Genomic DNA, 14,929 nt, shown 5'->3' with positions numbered 1-14,929 from the left:
GGTTTGTCGCCCGTAAAAGTGTCTTCACCCCACAAGGGCCGCACAGTTTGTCACAGGGGGGCGTCGCCTGTGTGTAACATTCGGGCCTGTCTTACGCCATGCGGCGATTGTTCGGCTACTGCTGGATGCCAATGACCATCGAACAAAATTCACTCCAAACTTTCCTTGCGGCTGTGCCGCATCCCCATCGCCGCCATCTGTTGGCGGCCGCTGCAGCCACGTCGGCAATGCCCGCCTTGGCGCAGTTTCGCGTTGAAGTCGTTGGCGTGGGGTTGAACCAGCTGCCCATTGCCATTGCACCGTTTCGTGGTGATGCGCAATCTCCCCAAAAAATCGCAGCCATCGTGCAGGCCGACTTGGAGCGCAGCGGGCAGTTCCGGTCCGTCGATGCCTCGGGTGCCGCATTGGACGAGTCTTCTCGCCCGGATGTCGCCCTGTGGCGGCAAAAGAGTGCGGACTCCTTGGCGACGGGCAGTGTCACCCGCATGGCCGATGGGCGCTACGATGTCCGATTTCGTCTGTGGGATGTGGTGCGTGGGCAGGATTTGGGCGGCCAAAGCTTTGTCGTCACGCAGGGCGATTTGCGTCTGGTTGCGCACCGCATTGCAGATTTCATCTACGAAAAGCTCACAGGCGAGCGCGGGGTGTTTTCCACCCGCATCACCTACGTGACCAAAACAGGCCCACGCTACAGCCTGTGGGTGGCCGACGCGGACGGTGAAAACGCCCAGTCTGCTTTGTCCAGCCCCGAACCCATTATTTCACCCGCATGGTCCCCGAGCGGCGGGCAGATCGCCTATGTGTCGTTCGAGTCGCGCAAGCCTGTGGTCTACGTCCACGACGTAGCATCGGGCCGGCGCCGTTTGATTGCGAATTTCCGTGGCTCCAACAGTGCACCTGCCTGGGCGCCGGACGGTCGCACGCTGGCTGTCACGCTCAGCCGTGACGGCGGCTCGCAGCTCTACACCATTGATGCCAATGGTGGTGAGCCACGGCGCCTGATGCAAAGTTCTGGCATCGATACCGAGCCGGTTTTCTCGGGGGACGGGCGCAGCATTTACTTTGTCAGCGACCGTGGCGGTGCCCCGCAGATTTACCGTGTGCCCGTGGGCGGCGGCAATGCCGAGCGGGTCACGTTTTCTGGCACCTACAACATTTCGCCCAGCATCAGCCCCGATGGGAAATGGCTGGCCTACATCTCGCGGGTGGGCGGTGCGTTCAAGCTGCACGTCATGGATTTGGCAACGGGTACGGCCAATGCCATCACCGACACCACAGCGGATGAAAATCCCAGCTTCGCCCCCAACAGTCGTTTGCTGGTCTACGCGACCCAGCAACAGGGTCGCGAGGCGCTGATGACCACCACGTTGGATGGGAAAATCAAGGCTCGCTTGGCCGGACAAGCGGGAGACATCCGTGAGCCCGATTGGGGCGCGTTTCAAAAACAATGAATTTTTGAGTTTTCTTAGCAATCTGTATTTTTGGAGATTTTTGGATGATCAAACAAGCAACCCTGGCACTTTCCCTCGTCGCATTGATGGCCGCTGGCTGCAGCTCTGGCGTCAAGCTTGACGATGTGCCTGTGGAAGACAAAACAGCCTCGTCCACGACTGGCAACGGTGCCAACTCGGGTGGCACCAACCAAAGCGGCGTGGCCGGTGTGGATCTGAACCAATCGGCCCGCGATGGCGCTGGCCCCGTGGGTGTGAGCCGCATTGTGTATTTTGACTACGACAGCTATGTCATCAAGCCAGAGTTCCAGGCTGTGATCGAAGCGCATGCCCGTTTCATCAAGGCTGGCGGTAACCGCAAGCTGATGGTGGAAGGCCACACCGATGAGCGCGGTGGCCGTGAATACAACCTGGCCCTGGGCCAAAAGCGTGCGGAGGCTGTGCGCCGCGCACTGGCCTTGCTGGGCGTGCAAGACGCTCAAGTCGAAGCCGTGAGCTTTGGTAAGGAAAAGCCTGCAGCCCAGGGCGGTACCGAAGAAGTCCACGCCAAGAACCGCCGCGCTGAACTGTCGTACCGCTGATGCAATCGCCACTGATCGTTAAGCCGGTCAAAACCCTGCTGGCAGCCTTGCTGGCAGGGCTTTTTGCCACGGCCAGCCAAGCCGCCATCTTCGAAGATGGTGAGGCACGCAGGGCTATCTTGGAGCTGCGCCAGCGCGTGGACTCCATGCAAGCGACCCAGCAACGATCGGCCGAGGAGTTGCGCCAGGACAGCGAACAGCTCCGCCGCAACCTCCTCGATCTGCAGAACCAGATCGAGTTGCTGCGCTCTGAGCAAGCCAAATTGCGTGGCCAGAATGAGCAGCTTTTGCGCGACGTGGCAGACCTGCAGCGCCGCCAGAAAGACATTGCCCAGGGGGTGGATGAACGCCTGAGCAAGTTTGAACCGGTGAAGGTGACTCTGGATGGCCAGGAGTTCCAGGCCGACCCCAGTGAAAAGCGGGATTTTGAAGCCGCGCTGGCGATCTTCCGCTCTGGCAAGTTCGCAGAAGCCAGCACCGCCTTTGCGTCGTTCGTGCGCCAGAACCCGCGCAGTGGCTATGTGCCTTCGTCGCGTTTTTGGCTGGGCAATGCCCAGTATGCGCAGCGTGACTACAAGGAAGCCATTGGCAACTTCAAGCAGTTGTTGACGGATGCTCCGACCCATGCCCGTGCCCCTGAAGCTGCGCTGTCGATTGCCAACTGCCAGTTGGAGTTGAAGGACAACCGGGCTTCCCGCAAGACGCTGGAAGACTTGGTTCGCGCGTACCCGCAGTCTGAGGCAGCCGCAGCGGCGAAAGAGCGACTTGCCCGGCTCAAGTGATCCCTTGGCGCCCGTTGACCTGAGTGGTTCTGGTGCCGTGTCTGGCTCAGTGGCCCCTGACGAGGTCACGCAACGCCGGTTTGGCGGACTGGAGCGGCTCTACGGCGTAACGGGTGCGCAGCGCATTCGCGGCGCGCATGTGGTCGTTGTGGGTGTGGGTGGTGTGGGCTCCTGGGCTGCTGAAGCCTTGGCCCGCAGCGGCGTGGGGCACCTGACACTCATCGACATGGACCATGTTGCAGAGTCCAACATCAATCGCCAGATCCATGCGCTCTCGGGCACCGTGGGCCAAGCCAAGGTGCTGGCCATGCGCGACCGCATTGCCCAGATCAACCCCATTTGCAGGGTGGATTGCATTGACGACTTTGTGGATGCCGACAACTGGCCGGGTTTGCTGGTGGGCGTTGCTGTGGATGCTGTGATCGACGCGTGCGACCAGGTGAAGGCAAAGACCGCCATGGCGGCCTGGGCGCTTTCGGGCAAACATCGCCTGATCTCGGTGGGGGCGGCAGGGGGGAAACGCCTGGCCCACAAAGTGGATATCGACGATCTGTCTGCTACAACCCACGACCCCTTGCTGGCGCAGCTGCGCTACCGCTTGCGCAAGCACCATCGGGCTGCGCGCGATGGGAAAAAAATGGGCGTGGTGTGCGTCTTCAGCCGTGAAGCGGTTGCGCCACCCGATGCGTCTTGCATGCTGGCTGGCGAAGGGGATGGCTCGCTCAACTGTCACGGCTATGGCTCGGTGGTTGCGGTGACGGCCACCTTTGGTCAGTGTGCCGCCGGATGGGTGATCGACAAAATAGCAGAGACTTCTTTGAAGTCCTGAAATTCAAGCTATAATTTGAGTCTTTACAGAAATGTAAAAGCCCCGGTTGGGACGTTAGCTCAGTTGGTAGAGCAGCGGACTTTTAATCCGTTGGTCACTGGTTCGAATCCAGTACGTCCTACCACCCAATTCGGCATTTGCCGCAAAACCCGCTCTTGAAAAAGTAGCGGGTTTTTGTTTTTGGTCGATGGGTTGAATGGTGCTGTGGTGCCCCCTGGAAAGGGGGCTAGGGCGAACCTGCCGCCAAAGCAGGTTGGCCCTGGGTATTTATCGTTGTGTGCCAGCCTTGTTGGTGTGTGGCTTTGCAGTCCTTCGGTGGCTGCTGGGCTTGGCCTTGTTGCGGTGGGTGGGCTTGGCGTGAGCGCTTTTCTGCACAGAATGTCCTTTCGTGCTGTGGTTGACGCTCTTGGCCATGATGACCGGTGACATTGCGAGCGCGAGCGCGAGGACAAGGATTTTTTTCATGTTGTGATTACTCCTGGTTGCCGAAATTGGCGCAGCGATGTTGCGTGAAGTCGGGCCGCTTTGCAACTGATAGCAGAGTAATTCATCGGTTTGTCGTTTGTATGTTCCATGCCTGCATGACGGCATGACGGCACTGAGGACTGACGTGGGACAAGTGAGGTCGTAAACAGGTTCTAAGACCTGCTGGATGGGGCTGCACGCGGTGGTGGTGCGCTCGCATCAAGGAAAATACAGCAATGCGTGTAGTCTGGGCTTGCAAGAGCGGCCCTGCGCACCGATCTATCAACCAACCAGCGCCGTCGCGCGCTACAACACCTAGAAAGAGAACCGCCATGGGCGCACAGTGGAAAGCAAAAGGCAAGGCCCTTGTGGCCGACGCCAAAGGGAAGCTGTTTGGCAAGCTGGTCAAGGAAATCACCGTGGCTGCCCGTGGTGGCGCCGACCCCGCCAGCAATTCCCGCCTGCGTTTGGTGGTCGAGCAGGCTCGCAAGGCGTCCATGCCCAAAGACACTCTGGAGCGCGCCATCAAAAAGGGCTCTGGCACAGGTGCTGATGCGGTCAACTACGAGCGCGTCATTTATGAAGGTTTTGCGCCCCATCAGGTTGCAGTGATGGTTGAATGCCTGACGGACAATGTGAACCGGACGGCCCCTGAAATGCGGGTGTTGTTCCGCAAGGGGCAATTGGGCACTTCTGGCTCGGTGGCGTGGGATTTCAACCACGTGGGCATGATTGAAGCGGAACCCGCCAAGCCTGACGCAGACCCTGAACTGGCTGCCATTGAGGCGGGCGCCCAGGACTTTGAAGCCGGGGATGAAGAGGGCACGACCACGTTCTGGACAGACCCAACGGACCTGGACTTGGTTAGCCGTGCACTGCCCGCGCAAGGCTTTACCGTGTTGTCTGCCAAGCTGGGCTACAAGCCCAAGAATCCTGTCAATCCCGCCAACCTGACGGCCGAGCAGCTGGAAGAAGTGGAAAATTTCTTGGCTGCGATTGATGGCAACGACGATGTGCAAAATGTTTTTGTGAGCTTGGCAGGCTGAGCGTTTGCGCTGGCATGGGCTGCCTTCGTCTTGCATGGCGGCCACCAGCGCTGGCGCATTGCCGCCGCTGGGCTCTGGCTGACGCCTGCACCCATGCATGCACGGATGCACTGCCTTCAGTGCCCGTACTGTTCAACTGGATAGACACCCGATGACCGACCATTACGCAGCCTTGGGGCTAGCGGCCAACGCCTCGCTGGCCGATATCAAAAAGGCTTTTCGGCAAAAGGCTTCGTTCTATCACCCTGACAAGAACGATGCCCCCGATGCAGCCCAGCGCTTTGCCTCCGTGCAAAAAGCCTATGAGGTGCTGTCCGACGACGAGGCGCGCCAAGCCTATGACGACAACCGCCGCCGTAACCTGCTGGACGATCCGCTGCAGACCGCCCAGGAAATCTGGCAAACCTACACCCACAACATCCTTGCCCCGTGAAAATCTCTCCTTACTTCCATGACCTGCGATCTGCTTACCAAGCCGAGATCGATGACCTGACCGAAGACTCCGAAGGCAAAGACGTTCTGCGCAAGCGGCTTGCCCAAAAGCGGTCTGAAATCGGCTTTTTGGTGAAGATGATGGAACTCGCCCCTGAGATGGTGGCGGTGGTGTTTCACCAGGGATTTCGGTTTGGCCGAGCCAGTGCGTTGGAGCAGGTGCTGGCCTGTGGTCAGGACGAGCTGCCGCAGTGGTCCGCGCTGGACAGCGTTGTCACCCTGGAGCCCTGGGCGGCCGCCCTGGCCAAAACCGTGCTGAGTGAGCCGGGTGGAGAGCGCTTCATGGTGGTGGCTGCGGGGCTGGAGTATTTGCTGCAGCACGCGCGCTTTGCCGCCGCAGCCCAGGGCGACGATGAGGGCCAGTCCGATGAGGACGATGCCGATGCTGCGGAGCACGACGATGGCTACGATGCGCTGAGCGCGGACGATGCGGCCGACCCGCACAACAGCCGCAGCCGCGAAGAAGCCAGTTCCAACTGGCTGGCCGATGTGGGCTTTGAGCGCAAAGACTGAACTGCACACCAACCATCCACGTACCGATTTTTATGAGCAACCACCTGGCACTTATCACCAAGACCACCAGCCTTATTGCAGCCGGCGATATCGTGGGTGCCGAGTCGGCACTGGCTGAGTTGGCAGACACCGATGGCGACAACGCTCTGATGGTCGTGCTGGACCAACTGGCGCCCAAAGATATTCTGGCGGTGATGCGCGAGTACGACGACTCGAAGGCGTCTGTGGTCAATATGTTGGTCACGCCCGAGCAATTTGCCCGGGCCATGGTGCTGGAGAAACAGTACAAGGACCTGACCCACACGCACCTGCGCAGCATGGTCAACGCGGTGGTGTTCCGCGACGATGCCGACCCTATCGAATTCTTGACGGCCATTGGCGACCTGGACGGTGGCGCCGAAGCCCTGGCCAACTACTTTGCGGAAAAGTGGAGTCGCGTGGAGTCCTTTGCGCGCACTGGCACCTTCGATGCCACCGAAGACTATGGACTGATGCTGAGCGACGATGAGCTGCTGGCCTCAGGCTATGTGCAACCGCGCGTGGACTTGGACGAAGTGGCCGACCGCGACTGGATGCAGATGGCTTGGCTGCTGCGCTATGAGTGCCGCGATCTGTTCATTGAAACCTTGCTGGTGCTGCGGGCCAAGGCCAGGGCTTTTGATTTGGGCCTGGACGAAACCGATGAGCCTGCAGAGGAAGACGACGGCAAGTTTGAAACCAGCGAAACAGACCGGGGCAAGGCCACGCCTGCCGCCCGGGTGTCAGACGAAGAGTCTGCCATTTAAAGACTGCCAGTCCCTGAGGCCTTTTGCGCCTTTCTCCCTCCTTGGAGCGGCTGAGCCACTGCTGAGGGGACTCGCCAGTGCGGCCGGGCTGTCCCTGCGCGGCGGGGCCTGGTGGGGGCTGCGCGAGCTGCATGGCCCGTGAACAATACATAGCGCGATGGATACCAACATGACCCTGCCTGATACGCCTTCCTCCGATGTCCATCCGGTGGGAGCCGCTCACGCCCTGCAGCTGCACGATGCCCGTCCGTTCTTTGACAAGGTACTGGCCCATGGCGTGCAGCACGGCATCATTGATGCGCAGCGGCTGGCTGCCATCCACACCGACGCGCCCAAAGGCATTGTGCAGATTGCCCGGTACTTTGGCAGCGAGTTCCTGCGCCCCGAGCTGGAGAAGGCCCGTGACCGCATGGTCAACCTCATCAGCTTGTACCTGCTGGATACGACGGGGGGAGATTTGACCAAAGCAGCCGTCTCGCTGCGCGACAACTCCTTGCTGTCGCGCTCCAAAGGCGGCTCGGACATGCTCAAGCGCCTGATTGCCATGCCTGAGAGCAGCAACTTCGGCATGGCGGGCTACGACGATGCGCAAACGCCGCTGTTGGCCGTGTGGTCGCTACGCAGCCATGCCGAATACCAAGCAGAACTGGCCCGGCGCAGCCACATCGGCCAAGCCATCGCTGCGGCCCAATGGCTGGCTGAGCAGTACGACCTGGACGTGGACGAGCTGGAGGCGGCGGGGGCAGATGCCGAGGCGGTGATTCGCACCGGGTTGCTGATGCAAGCACTGGCCCCGCAGGCCATGGCGATGGGCGAATGGCCCCACACGGTGGCATTTGAAAAACTGGTGACCACGCTGCGCAAAAAGAAGCAACCTGTGCCTGCCGTATTGCGCCTGCCCACGGGCCTGCCTGCGGCCTTGCGCGATGCTGTGCAGGCGCAATGCCAAGCCGTGCTGGCCGATATGCGCAAGCTGCTGGATGCTGCGGTGCCATTGCGGACCCTGTTGCGGCCCACTGGCGTGTTCCGGGCCCGGTACTTTTTGCTGGACGACCCCTTGGCCGAGGTGGACAGCTACCACCGAAGCCTCGATGCGCTGCAAGAGGGGGATGAGCCTCCTTTGCCCGCCAGCAAGCTGTGGCTTAAAACCACCCAGGGCAATGAGGACGAACACTCCTTGCTCACGCTGTTCGCGTGCCTGGCTGCAGGGGCCCCGAAAAAGACCCTGTTGACTGAAAAAACGGCCACCAGCCTGGTGCGCAAAATCCGCAAGAGCGGCTGGCAGCCGGAGCTGACGGCCCAGTTCATTCGCGACAACGCCCCTGGCGTGTACCAGAACGATTACCTGGCGCTGTGGGCCGGCTTTGTCCAAGACGCGGCCAAGACCCTGACCAGCGACATGGACTACCAGATGCACGACGCGCTGGCGCTGCTGCGGCGCGAGTGCAGTGTGGTTGGCTGACAAGTCAATCGCCATGGCGGCTGTGTGTGGCCTAAAGTCGGCCATGCGATGCGCGCCTGTAAAGCTCTGCGCAGGGCCATCCCATCGCAACTGCTGGTGCACTAGCAGCCCCAGATCGATCAGCACAAGGGCTTGCTCGGGGCGGAGGTTCTGGTGCGTTGGCGCCACCCCGAGCAAGGGGTGATATCGCCCGCGCGCTTTATCCCGCTGCATGTGTACGCTTTGGCGTGTGTGGCCCCGTCCATCGCGTGCGGTGCCTGGTGCGCATCGGGGCGACATGCCAGAGTCTTTGGCCCCCTAAATGCTTGCGTCACCATTGCCCCCTTCGGTTAACATTTGATACAAATCCTCATCTGCATGGCCGGGCGCGCACAACGCAGCCCTATGGCATGCCGCCAAAGAGCCGACCCGCCTGCAGTTTTCGCCCTCGTTTTCCTGTGCACAGCCCCACGCTCATTGTTCTTGCAGCCATCCTTGCGGCGCTGGTCACCACGGTGCTGTATGCCGTGTGGTTCTTCAACAAAAACATCCCCGGCCTGCGCCTGTGGACCTTTTCGTTCCTGAGCGCGTCGGTCTTTTGCACCAATTTGCTGGTGCGCGACCTATTTCCCGAGCTGGTGTCCGTGGCACTCACGCAAAGCAGCATTGCCCTGGCCGCGTACTTTTGCTTCTTGGGCAGCCGCTCGTACATGGGGCGCACCTTGCCATCGCATGCTTATGCAGTCGCGGCCATCGCTGCGCTGGTGGGCGTGTCTGTCTACTTCACGGTCGAGTTACCCCATATGGGGGCGCGGTTTGCGTTGTCGGGGCTGGTGAGTGGTGTGTACTTCGTGCTCACAGCCGTAACTTTGGCCCGTGGCGGGTTTCGCAACGTACCTGCCCGTTATATTTTCTCTGGCTTGGTGGGTTTCCATGGCATCTTTGTCTTGCTGCGGCCTTTGTTGTTTCGCCTGACAACGGTGGACTCCTTGGGGGTGCCTGATGCCCGGCTGATCGATCAGCTGTCGCAGTACGTGGTGCTGGAGTCCACCGTCGCGCTGGTGATGATGGCCTTTGGCATCTTGATGCTGACCAACGAGCACATCACGACCGAACTGCGCCACCTGGCCGAGGTGGACCCGCTGACCAGCGTGTTCAACCGCCGCGCGTTTCTCACACTGCTGGAAAAAGCCATCAGCCAGGCCGAGCGCACGCGCCAGAGCCTGCCCGTGCTGGTGCTGGACTTGGACCATTTCAAAAAAATCAACGACACCTGGGGCCACAGCGGCGGAGACGACGTGCTGCGCCAGTTTGTGCTGCTGTCCAACCGCTGCCTGCGCAAGGAAGATGTGATGGGGCGGCTGGGGGGCGAGGAGTTCGCGATTTTTCTGCCCAATGCCGATGGCCCCGGCGCCCAAGCGGTGGCAGAGCGCCTGCGCACTTTGGTGCAGGCGCAACCCGTGCAATCCGGCCCGCAGTCCATCGCGCTGACGGTGAGCATTGGCGTGGCGCTGTGCGTGCGTGGTGACTCTGCCGACGCTGTGCTCAAGCGGGCCGACACCGCGATGTACCTTGCCAAACAAAACGGCCGCAACCGGGTGGAAGTGGCCGAGACACCGCTGTTTGTGTAGCCTCCTGTTTGGGGCCACCCCTGGCTTGCGGCAGGCCACGGCAGCGCCGTGCAGCGGCCATGCTGTGCTTATGTCGGCTGCCTGACGCACAGCGTCTCCGCCCTGCAGCACTGGGCCTTGCAGCCCCCGCAGAATGCATTTTTTGCTTCTGCAGACGCCCACGCATGCCCAAGACAACGCTCTCCGCCCGCCAAGGGCAAACTCCCTCGCGGCGGCGCTGGATCAAGCTGGGGGCGTGGGCTGCGGGGGCCACGGCAGCTGCGGGTGTTGCAGGCACAGGCGTGTGGATGTACCAGCCGGACAACGACCGGCAGCTGGTGTTTGCCACCCTCGAGCAGGCCATGCAAGAGGTTGACCGCTTGAGCGAAGTAGGCGCGCAGGCACTGGAGCCCGCCACGGCCTGGAGCTGGTCGCAAACCCTGGAACACTGCGCGCAGAGCATCGAGTTTTCTCTGCGCGGCTTTCCTGCGCCCAAGGCGGCGCTGTTTCAGCACACGGCAGGCGCTGCGGCCTTTGCGGCGTTTGCAGCACTGGGCCGCATGCGCCACAGCCTGGCCGAGCCCATTCCGGGGGCGCCAACGCTAGCCGCTGCGGTGCCCGATGCGTCGGCCGCCCTGGTCCGGCTGCGCCAGGCGGTGCAAGACTTTGTGGCGCACCCCGGCCCGCTGCAGCCCCACTTTGCCTACGGCCCCCTGGGCCGCACCCAGTACGAGCAGGCCCACGCCATGCACCTGGCCAACCACCTCTCGGCCTTTGATGTGCGCCCTGGGTGAGGAGTTTGCTATTAAAAATATAGCTGTCAGCGCTTTTAAATAGAGCGCTAGAGGCACTTTTGCATTGAATACGCTGAGGGCCTGCCCAACGAGCGCTCCCTGGTGCTCCCTTGTGTTCCATGGCTTGGTGCAGGGCCCTCGCCGCAAGCGCATGGGTGTGCCCTCCATGCGCCCGCATCGTTGATGCAGGTCAAGTGATGCTTGCGCTGCGTCCCTGTGCGCCATGGCCTTGGTCTAGCATGTCGGCAAGGCCATCAAGGCGCTTGGGTGGCGCCCACAAGGAAGAACCATGAGCAAGAAGCTGAAGACCTTTGCCGCCATTGCGGTGCTGTTGGCAGGGGTGGGGGGAGGGCTGCTGTACTGGCAGCCATGGAAGACCCAAGGCCCCGGTGAAGGCTTCGTCAGCGGCAACGGCCGCATCGAGGCGACCGAAGTGTCGGTTGCCACCAAGCTGGCGGGCCGGGTGCTGGAGATATCGGCCAGCGAGGGCGATTTTGTGACCGCTGGGCAAACCGTGGCCCGCATGCAGATCGACAGCCTGCAAGCCCAGCGCGACGAGGCTGTGGCCCGGCTACAGCAAGCCCGGCTGGCCGTGAGCAGCGCCCAGGTGCAAGTGGCCCAGCGCGAAAGCGACTACCAGTCGGCCCTGGCCGTGGTGGCCCAGCGCGACAGCGACCTGGACACCGCCAAGCGGCGCCTGCCGCGCTCTGAGCAACTGGCGCGCGATGGGTTCTTTTCGACCCAACTGCTGGACGATGACCGCGCCAAGGTGCGCAGCCTGCAGGCGGCCCTCACGGCAGCCCAGGCCCAGTCCAAGGCCGCGCAGGCGGGCATTGGCGCTGCCCGCACGCAGGTGACCAGTGCCGAGGCCAATGTGCGCGCCCTGGAGGCCACGCTGGCCCGCATTGACGTGGAGCTGGCCGACAGCGACCTGAAGGCCCCGCGCGACGGGCGTGTGCAGTTCCGCGTGGTGCAGCCCGGCGAAGTGGTGGGCGCGGGGGCCCGCGTGCTGCAGCTGGCCGATTTGACCGACGTGTACATGACCTTCTTCTTGCCCGAAACCGTGGCGGGCCGCGTCGCCATGGGCAGCGAGGTGCGCATCGTGCTCGACGCCGCCCCCGGCTTTGTCATCCCGGCCAGCGTGTCGTTTGTGGCCAGCACCGCACAGTTCACCCCCAAGACGGTGGAGACCGCCAGCGAGCGGCAAAAGCTCATGTTCCGTGTGCGGGCGCAAATCCCCAAAGAGCTGCTGCTGCGCCACCGCGAACAGGTCAAGACGGGCCTGCCCGGTGTGGCCTGGTTGCGCATTGACGCGAACGCCCCGTGGCCGCAGCAACTGGCGGTCAAAGAAAGCATGCAGACGGCAGCCCCCAAGGCCGCACAGTGACCGCACCCGTCGTCACCCTCGCAGGCGTCGGCCAGCGCTACGCCGCCACGGTGGCGCTGGCGGGCATCGACCTGCAGGTGCCTGCCGCCTGCATGGTGGGGCTGATCGGGCCGGACGGCGTGGGCAAATCCAGCCTGCTGGCCCTGGTGGCTGGGGCGCGTGCCGTGCAGCAAGGACAGGTGATGGTGCTGGGGGGCGACATGGCCGATGGCCGCCACCGCGACGCCGTGTGCCCGCGCATTGCCTACATGCCGCAGGGCCTGGGCAAGAACCTGTACCCCACGCTGTCGGTGGAAGAGAACCTGCAGTTCTTTGGCCGCCTGTTTGGCCACGACACAGCCGAGCGCCGCCGCCGCATTGACGACCTGACCCGCAGCACCGGGCTGCACCCGTTTCTGGCGCGGCCCGCGGGCAAGCTCTCAGGCGGTATGAAGCAAAAGCTGGCCTTGTGCTGCGCCCTCATCCACGACCCGGACCTGCTCATCCTGGACGAGCCCACCACCGGCGTAGACCCGCTGGCCCGCGCCCAGTTCTGGGATCTGATCGCCCGCATCCGCGCAGGCCGCCCCGGCATGAGCGTGCTGGTGGCCACGGCCTACATGGAAGAAGCCCAGCGCTTTGACTGGCTGGTGGCCATGGACGAGGGCCGCATCCTGGCCACAGGCACGCCCGCCGAGCTGATGCAGCGCACCGGCCACGCCAGCCTGGAGGCCGCGTTTGTGGCCCTGCTGCCCGAGGCCAAACGGCGCGGGCACCAGCCGGTGGTCATCACCCCTTTGCTGGCCGACGCGGCGGCAGAGATCGCCATCGAGGCCCAGGGCCTGACCATGCAGTTTGGCGACTTTGTGGCGGTGGACCATGTGAGCTTTCGCATCCAGCGCGGCGAGATTTTTGGCTTTCTGGGCAGCAATGGCTGTGGCAAGTCCACCACCATGAAAATGCTCACCGGCCTGCTGCCCGCCACCGACGGGCAGGCCTGGCTGTTTGGCCAGCCGGTGGACCCGAAAGACATGGCCACGCGCCGCCGCGTGGGCTACATGTCGCAGGCGTTCTCGCTGTACAGCGAGCTGTCGGTCGAGCAAAACCTGGTGCTGCACGCCCGGCTGTTCCATGTGCCCGAGGCCGAGGTGCCCCAGCGCGTGCAGACCATGCTGGAGCGTTTTGACCTGCAGGCCGCACGCAGCACGCTGCCCATGCAGCTGCCGCTGGGCATGCGCCAGCGCCTGTCGCTGGCCGTGGCCATGGTGCACCAGCCCGAGCTGCTGATCCTGGACGAGCCCACCTCGGGCGTGGACCCGATTGCGCGCGATAACTTCTGGCGGCTGATGGTGGAGCTGGCCCGGCGCGACAAGGTCACCATCTTCATCTCTACCCACTTCATGAACGAGGCCGAGCGGTGCGACCGCATCTCGCTCATGCACGCGGGCCGGGTGCTGACCAGTGCCGCGCCGGCCGACATCGTGGCCCAGCGTGGCGCCGCCACGCTGGAGGAGGCTTTTATCGGCTACCTGCAAGAGGCCGCAGGCACCCCGGCAGAGCAGGGGGGCGATGCCCTGGCCTCTGCGGCCGCCCCGGCGGTGCCGGTGTCGCACGCAGCACCTGCACGCCCCGGCTGGGCCGCACGCCTGCGCCAAAGCCTGGCCCGCATCCACAGCACGCAGTGGCGCGAGTCGCTGGAGCTGCGGCGCGACCCGGTGCGCAGCGCCCTGGCGCTGCTGGGCTCGCTGCTGCTGATGTTTGTGATGGGCTACGGCATTAGCATGGACGTGGAGAGCCTGCGCTTTGCGGTGCTGGACCGCGACCAGTCGGCCACCAGCCGTGCCTATGTGCTCAACCTCTCGGGCTCGCGCTACTTTGTGGAGCGCGCCCCTTTGAGCGAATACACCGAGTTGGATGCGCGCATGCGCTCGGGCGAGCTGTCGCTGGCCATCGAGATTCCGCCCGGCTTTGGCCGCGATGTGGAGCGGGGCAAGGCGGTGCAGATTGCGGCGTGGGTGGACGGCGCCATGCCCCAGCGCGCGCAGACCGTGCTGGGCTATGTGCAGGGCATGCACCAGCAGTGGCTGGTCGATGCGGTGCGCAGCCGCACCGGCGTGGCCCCCGTCGGCTTGCTGGAGGTGGAAACCCGCTACCGCTACAACCCCGATGTGCGCAGCCTGCCCGCCATGGTGCCTGCCGTCATCCCGCTGCTGCTGCTCATGCTGCCCGCCATGCTGACTGCGCTGGCCGTGGTGCGCGAAAAAGAGATGGGCTCCATCATCAACCTGTACGTCACGCCCACCACGCGCACCGAATTCATGCTGGGCAAGCAGCTGCCCTATGTGGCGCTGGCCATGCTCAACTTTGGGCTCATGGTGCTGGCGGCCGTCACGGTGTTTGGCGTGCCCATCACCGGCAGCCTGGCCACCCTCACGGGGGCGGCGCTGCTGTTCAGCCTGTGCTCCACCGGCATGGGCCTGCTGGCGTCCACCGTCACGCGCAGCCAGATTGCGGCCATGTTCTTTGCCATGGTGGGCACGCTGATCCCGGCGGTGCAGTTTGCGGGGCTCATCAACCCGGTGTCGTCCCTGGTGGGCGTGGCCCGTTGGATTGGCGAGGTCTACCCCGCCAGCCACATGTTCACCATCAGCCGGGGCGTGTTCAGCAAGGCGCTGTCGCTGCGCGACCTGCAGCCCGAGTTCTGGGCCCTGGGCATGTCGGCCCCGGTCATCATCGGCGTGGCGATTGCGCTGCTGCGCAAACAAGAAAGCTGA

Annotated in this window: 15 protein-coding genes and 1 tRNA gene; 15 read left to right on the top strand and 1 reads right to left on the bottom strand. The window is 63.2% G+C overall.

What is annotated here, in order from left to right; translation table 11 throughout:
- Positions 1-125: 125 nt before the first annotated feature.
- From tolB to CLU88_RS05115, 5 genes are all read left to right on the top strand, one after another.
- Positions 126-1,451: a Tol-Pal system beta propeller repeat protein TolB gene (tolB, locus tag CLU88_RS05135; RefSeq protein WP_369827601.1), complete on the top strand. Its 1,326-nt coding sequence runs from the start codon at positions 126-128 to the stop codon at positions 1,449-1,451.
- Between the two features lie 44 nt (positions 1,452-1,495).
- Positions 1,496-2,032: a peptidoglycan-associated lipoprotein Pal gene (pal, locus tag CLU88_RS05130; protein ID WP_099655665.1), complete on the top strand. Its 537-nt coding sequence runs from the start codon at positions 1,496-1,498 to the stop codon at positions 2,030-2,032.
- Positions 2,032-2,814: a tol-pal system protein YbgF gene (gene ybgF / locus CLU88_RS05125; protein WP_099655664.1), complete on the top strand. Its 783-nt coding sequence runs from the start codon at positions 2,032-2,034 to the stop codon at positions 2,812-2,814. The genes pal and ybgF overlap by 1 nt, the downstream gene beginning before the upstream one ends.
- A 19-nt stretch (positions 2,815-2,833) precedes the next feature.
- On the top strand, positions 2,834-3,643 hold the full coding sequence (locus CLU88_RS05120; RefSeq protein WP_233205579.1) for a ThiF family adenylyltransferase: 810 nt from the start codon (positions 2,834-2,836) through the stop codon (positions 3,641-3,643).
- Positions 3,644-3,691: 48 nt separating this feature from the next.
- Positions 3,692-3,767, top strand: a tRNA-Lys gene (locus CLU88_RS05115).
- Positions 3,768-3,910: 143 nt separating this feature from the next.
- On the opposite strand, the gene CLU88_RS22705 is transcribed toward CLU88_RS05115, so the two are convergent.
- Positions 3,911-4,108, bottom strand: a complete 198-nt coding sequence (locus CLU88_RS22705) for a hypothetical protein (protein WP_143225950.1) — start codon at positions 4,106-4,108, stop codon at positions 3,911-3,913.
- A 332-nt stretch (positions 4,109-4,440) separates the two neighbouring features.
- Here CLU88_RS22705 and CLU88_RS05110 point away from each other — a divergent pair, with 332 nt between their 5' ends.
- The 10 genes from CLU88_RS05110 (at position 4,441) to rbbA (ending at position 14,929) form a co-directional block, all read left to right on the top strand.
- Positions 4,441-5,154 (top strand): YebC/PmpR family DNA-binding transcriptional regulator, encoded by a 714-nt coding sequence (locus CLU88_RS05110; protein ID WP_099655662.1) that lies wholly within the window; start codon positions 4,441-4,443, stop codon positions 5,152-5,154.
- Positions 5,155-5,305: 151 nt separating this feature from the next.
- On the top strand, positions 5,306-5,587 hold the full coding sequence (locus CLU88_RS05105) for a DnaJ domain-containing protein (protein ID WP_099655661.1): 282 nt from the start codon (positions 5,306-5,308) through the stop codon (positions 5,585-5,587).
- A complete protein-coding gene (locus tag CLU88_RS05100) occupies positions 5,584-6,159 on the top strand; it encodes a hypothetical protein (RefSeq protein WP_099655660.1) in 576 nt (191 codons plus the stop codon). The genes CLU88_RS05105 and CLU88_RS05100 overlap by 4 nt, the downstream gene beginning before the upstream one ends.
- Positions 6,160-6,191: 32 nt before the next feature.
- On the top strand, positions 6,192-6,944 hold the full coding sequence (locus CLU88_RS05095) for a hypothetical protein (protein WP_099655659.1): 753 nt from the start codon (positions 6,192-6,194) through the stop codon (positions 6,942-6,944).
- A gap of 169 nt (positions 6,945-7,113) precedes the next feature.
- On the top strand, positions 7,114-8,406 hold the full coding sequence (locus tag CLU88_RS05090) for a hypothetical protein (RefSeq protein WP_099658665.1): 1,293 nt from the start codon (positions 7,114-7,116) through the stop codon (positions 8,404-8,406).
- Positions 8,407-8,520: 114 nt separating this feature from the next.
- Complete coding sequence (locus CLU88_RS23445; RefSeq protein WP_199173509.1) at positions 8,521-8,739, top strand: EAL domain-containing protein; 219 nt, start codon at positions 8,521-8,523, stop codon at positions 8,737-8,739.
- A 104-nt stretch (positions 8,740-8,843) separates the two neighbouring features.
- Positions 8,844-10,016, top strand: a complete 1,173-nt coding sequence (locus CLU88_RS05085) for a GGDEF domain-containing protein (RefSeq protein WP_233205377.1) — start codon at positions 8,844-8,846, stop codon at positions 10,014-10,016.
- A gap of 164 nt (positions 10,017-10,180) precedes the next feature.
- Complete coding sequence (locus tag CLU88_RS05080; RefSeq protein WP_099655657.1) at positions 10,181-10,789, top strand: DUF1569 domain-containing protein; 609 nt, start codon at positions 10,181-10,183, stop codon at positions 10,787-10,789.
- Positions 10,790-11,078: 289 nt separating this feature from the next.
- Positions 11,079-12,176 (top strand): HlyD family secretion protein, encoded by a 1,098-nt coding sequence (locus tag CLU88_RS05075; protein WP_099655656.1) that lies wholly within the window; start codon positions 11,079-11,081, stop codon positions 12,174-12,176.
- Positions 12,173-14,929: a ribosome-associated ATPase/putative transporter RbbA gene (gene rbbA, locus CLU88_RS05070; protein ID WP_099655655.1), complete on the top strand. Its 2,757-nt coding sequence runs from the start codon at positions 12,173-12,175 to the stop codon at positions 14,927-14,929. Before CLU88_RS05075 ends, rbbA begins: the two co-directional genes overlap by 4 nt.

It is taken from the genome of Acidovorax sp. 56 (genome assembly GCF_002749705.1).
Taxonomy (GTDB): Bacteria; Pseudomonadota; Gammaproteobacteria; order Burkholderiales; family Burkholderiaceae_C; genus Acidovorax.
Note: the sequence above shows the minus strand (reverse complement) of the source record. Positions and strands in the feature narration are given on the sequence as shown.

Bases quoted from the DNA above. Each gene is read 5' to 3' on its own strand.
- tolB (WP_369827601.1), top strand. From the start codon at position 126: ATGCCAATGACCATCGAACAAAATTCACTCCAAACTTTCCTTGCGGCT.
- pal (WP_099655665.1), top strand. From the start codon at position 1,496: ATGATCAAACAAGCAACCCTGGCACTTTCCCTCGTCGCATTGATGGCC.
- ybgF (WP_099655664.1), top strand. From the start codon at position 2,032: ATGCAATCGCCACTGATCGTTAAGCCGGTCAAAACCCTGCTGGCAGCC.
- CLU88_RS22705 (WP_143225950.1), bottom strand. From the start codon at position 4,108: ATGAAAAAAATCCTTGTCCTCGCGCTCGCGCTCGCAATGTCACCGGTC.
- CLU88_RS05110 (WP_099655662.1), top strand. From the start codon at position 4,441: ATGGGCGCACAGTGGAAAGCAAAAGGCAAGGCCCTTGTGGCCGACGCC.
- CLU88_RS05105 (WP_099655661.1), top strand. From the start codon at position 5,306: ATGACCGACCATTACGCAGCCTTGGGGCTAGCGGCCAACGCCTCGCTG.
- CLU88_RS05095 (WP_099655659.1), top strand. From the start codon at position 6,192: ATGAGCAACCACCTGGCACTTATCACCAAGACCACCAGCCTTATTGCA.
- CLU88_RS05090 (WP_099658665.1), top strand. From the start codon at position 7,114: ATGACCCTGCCTGATACGCCTTCCTCCGATGTCCATCCGGTGGGAGCC.
- CLU88_RS05080 (WP_099655657.1), top strand. From the start codon at position 10,181: ATGCCCAAGACAACGCTCTCCGCCCGCCAAGGGCAAACTCCCTCGCGG.
- CLU88_RS05075 (WP_099655656.1), top strand. From the start codon at position 11,079: ATGAGCAAGAAGCTGAAGACCTTTGCCGCCATTGCGGTGCTGTTGGCA.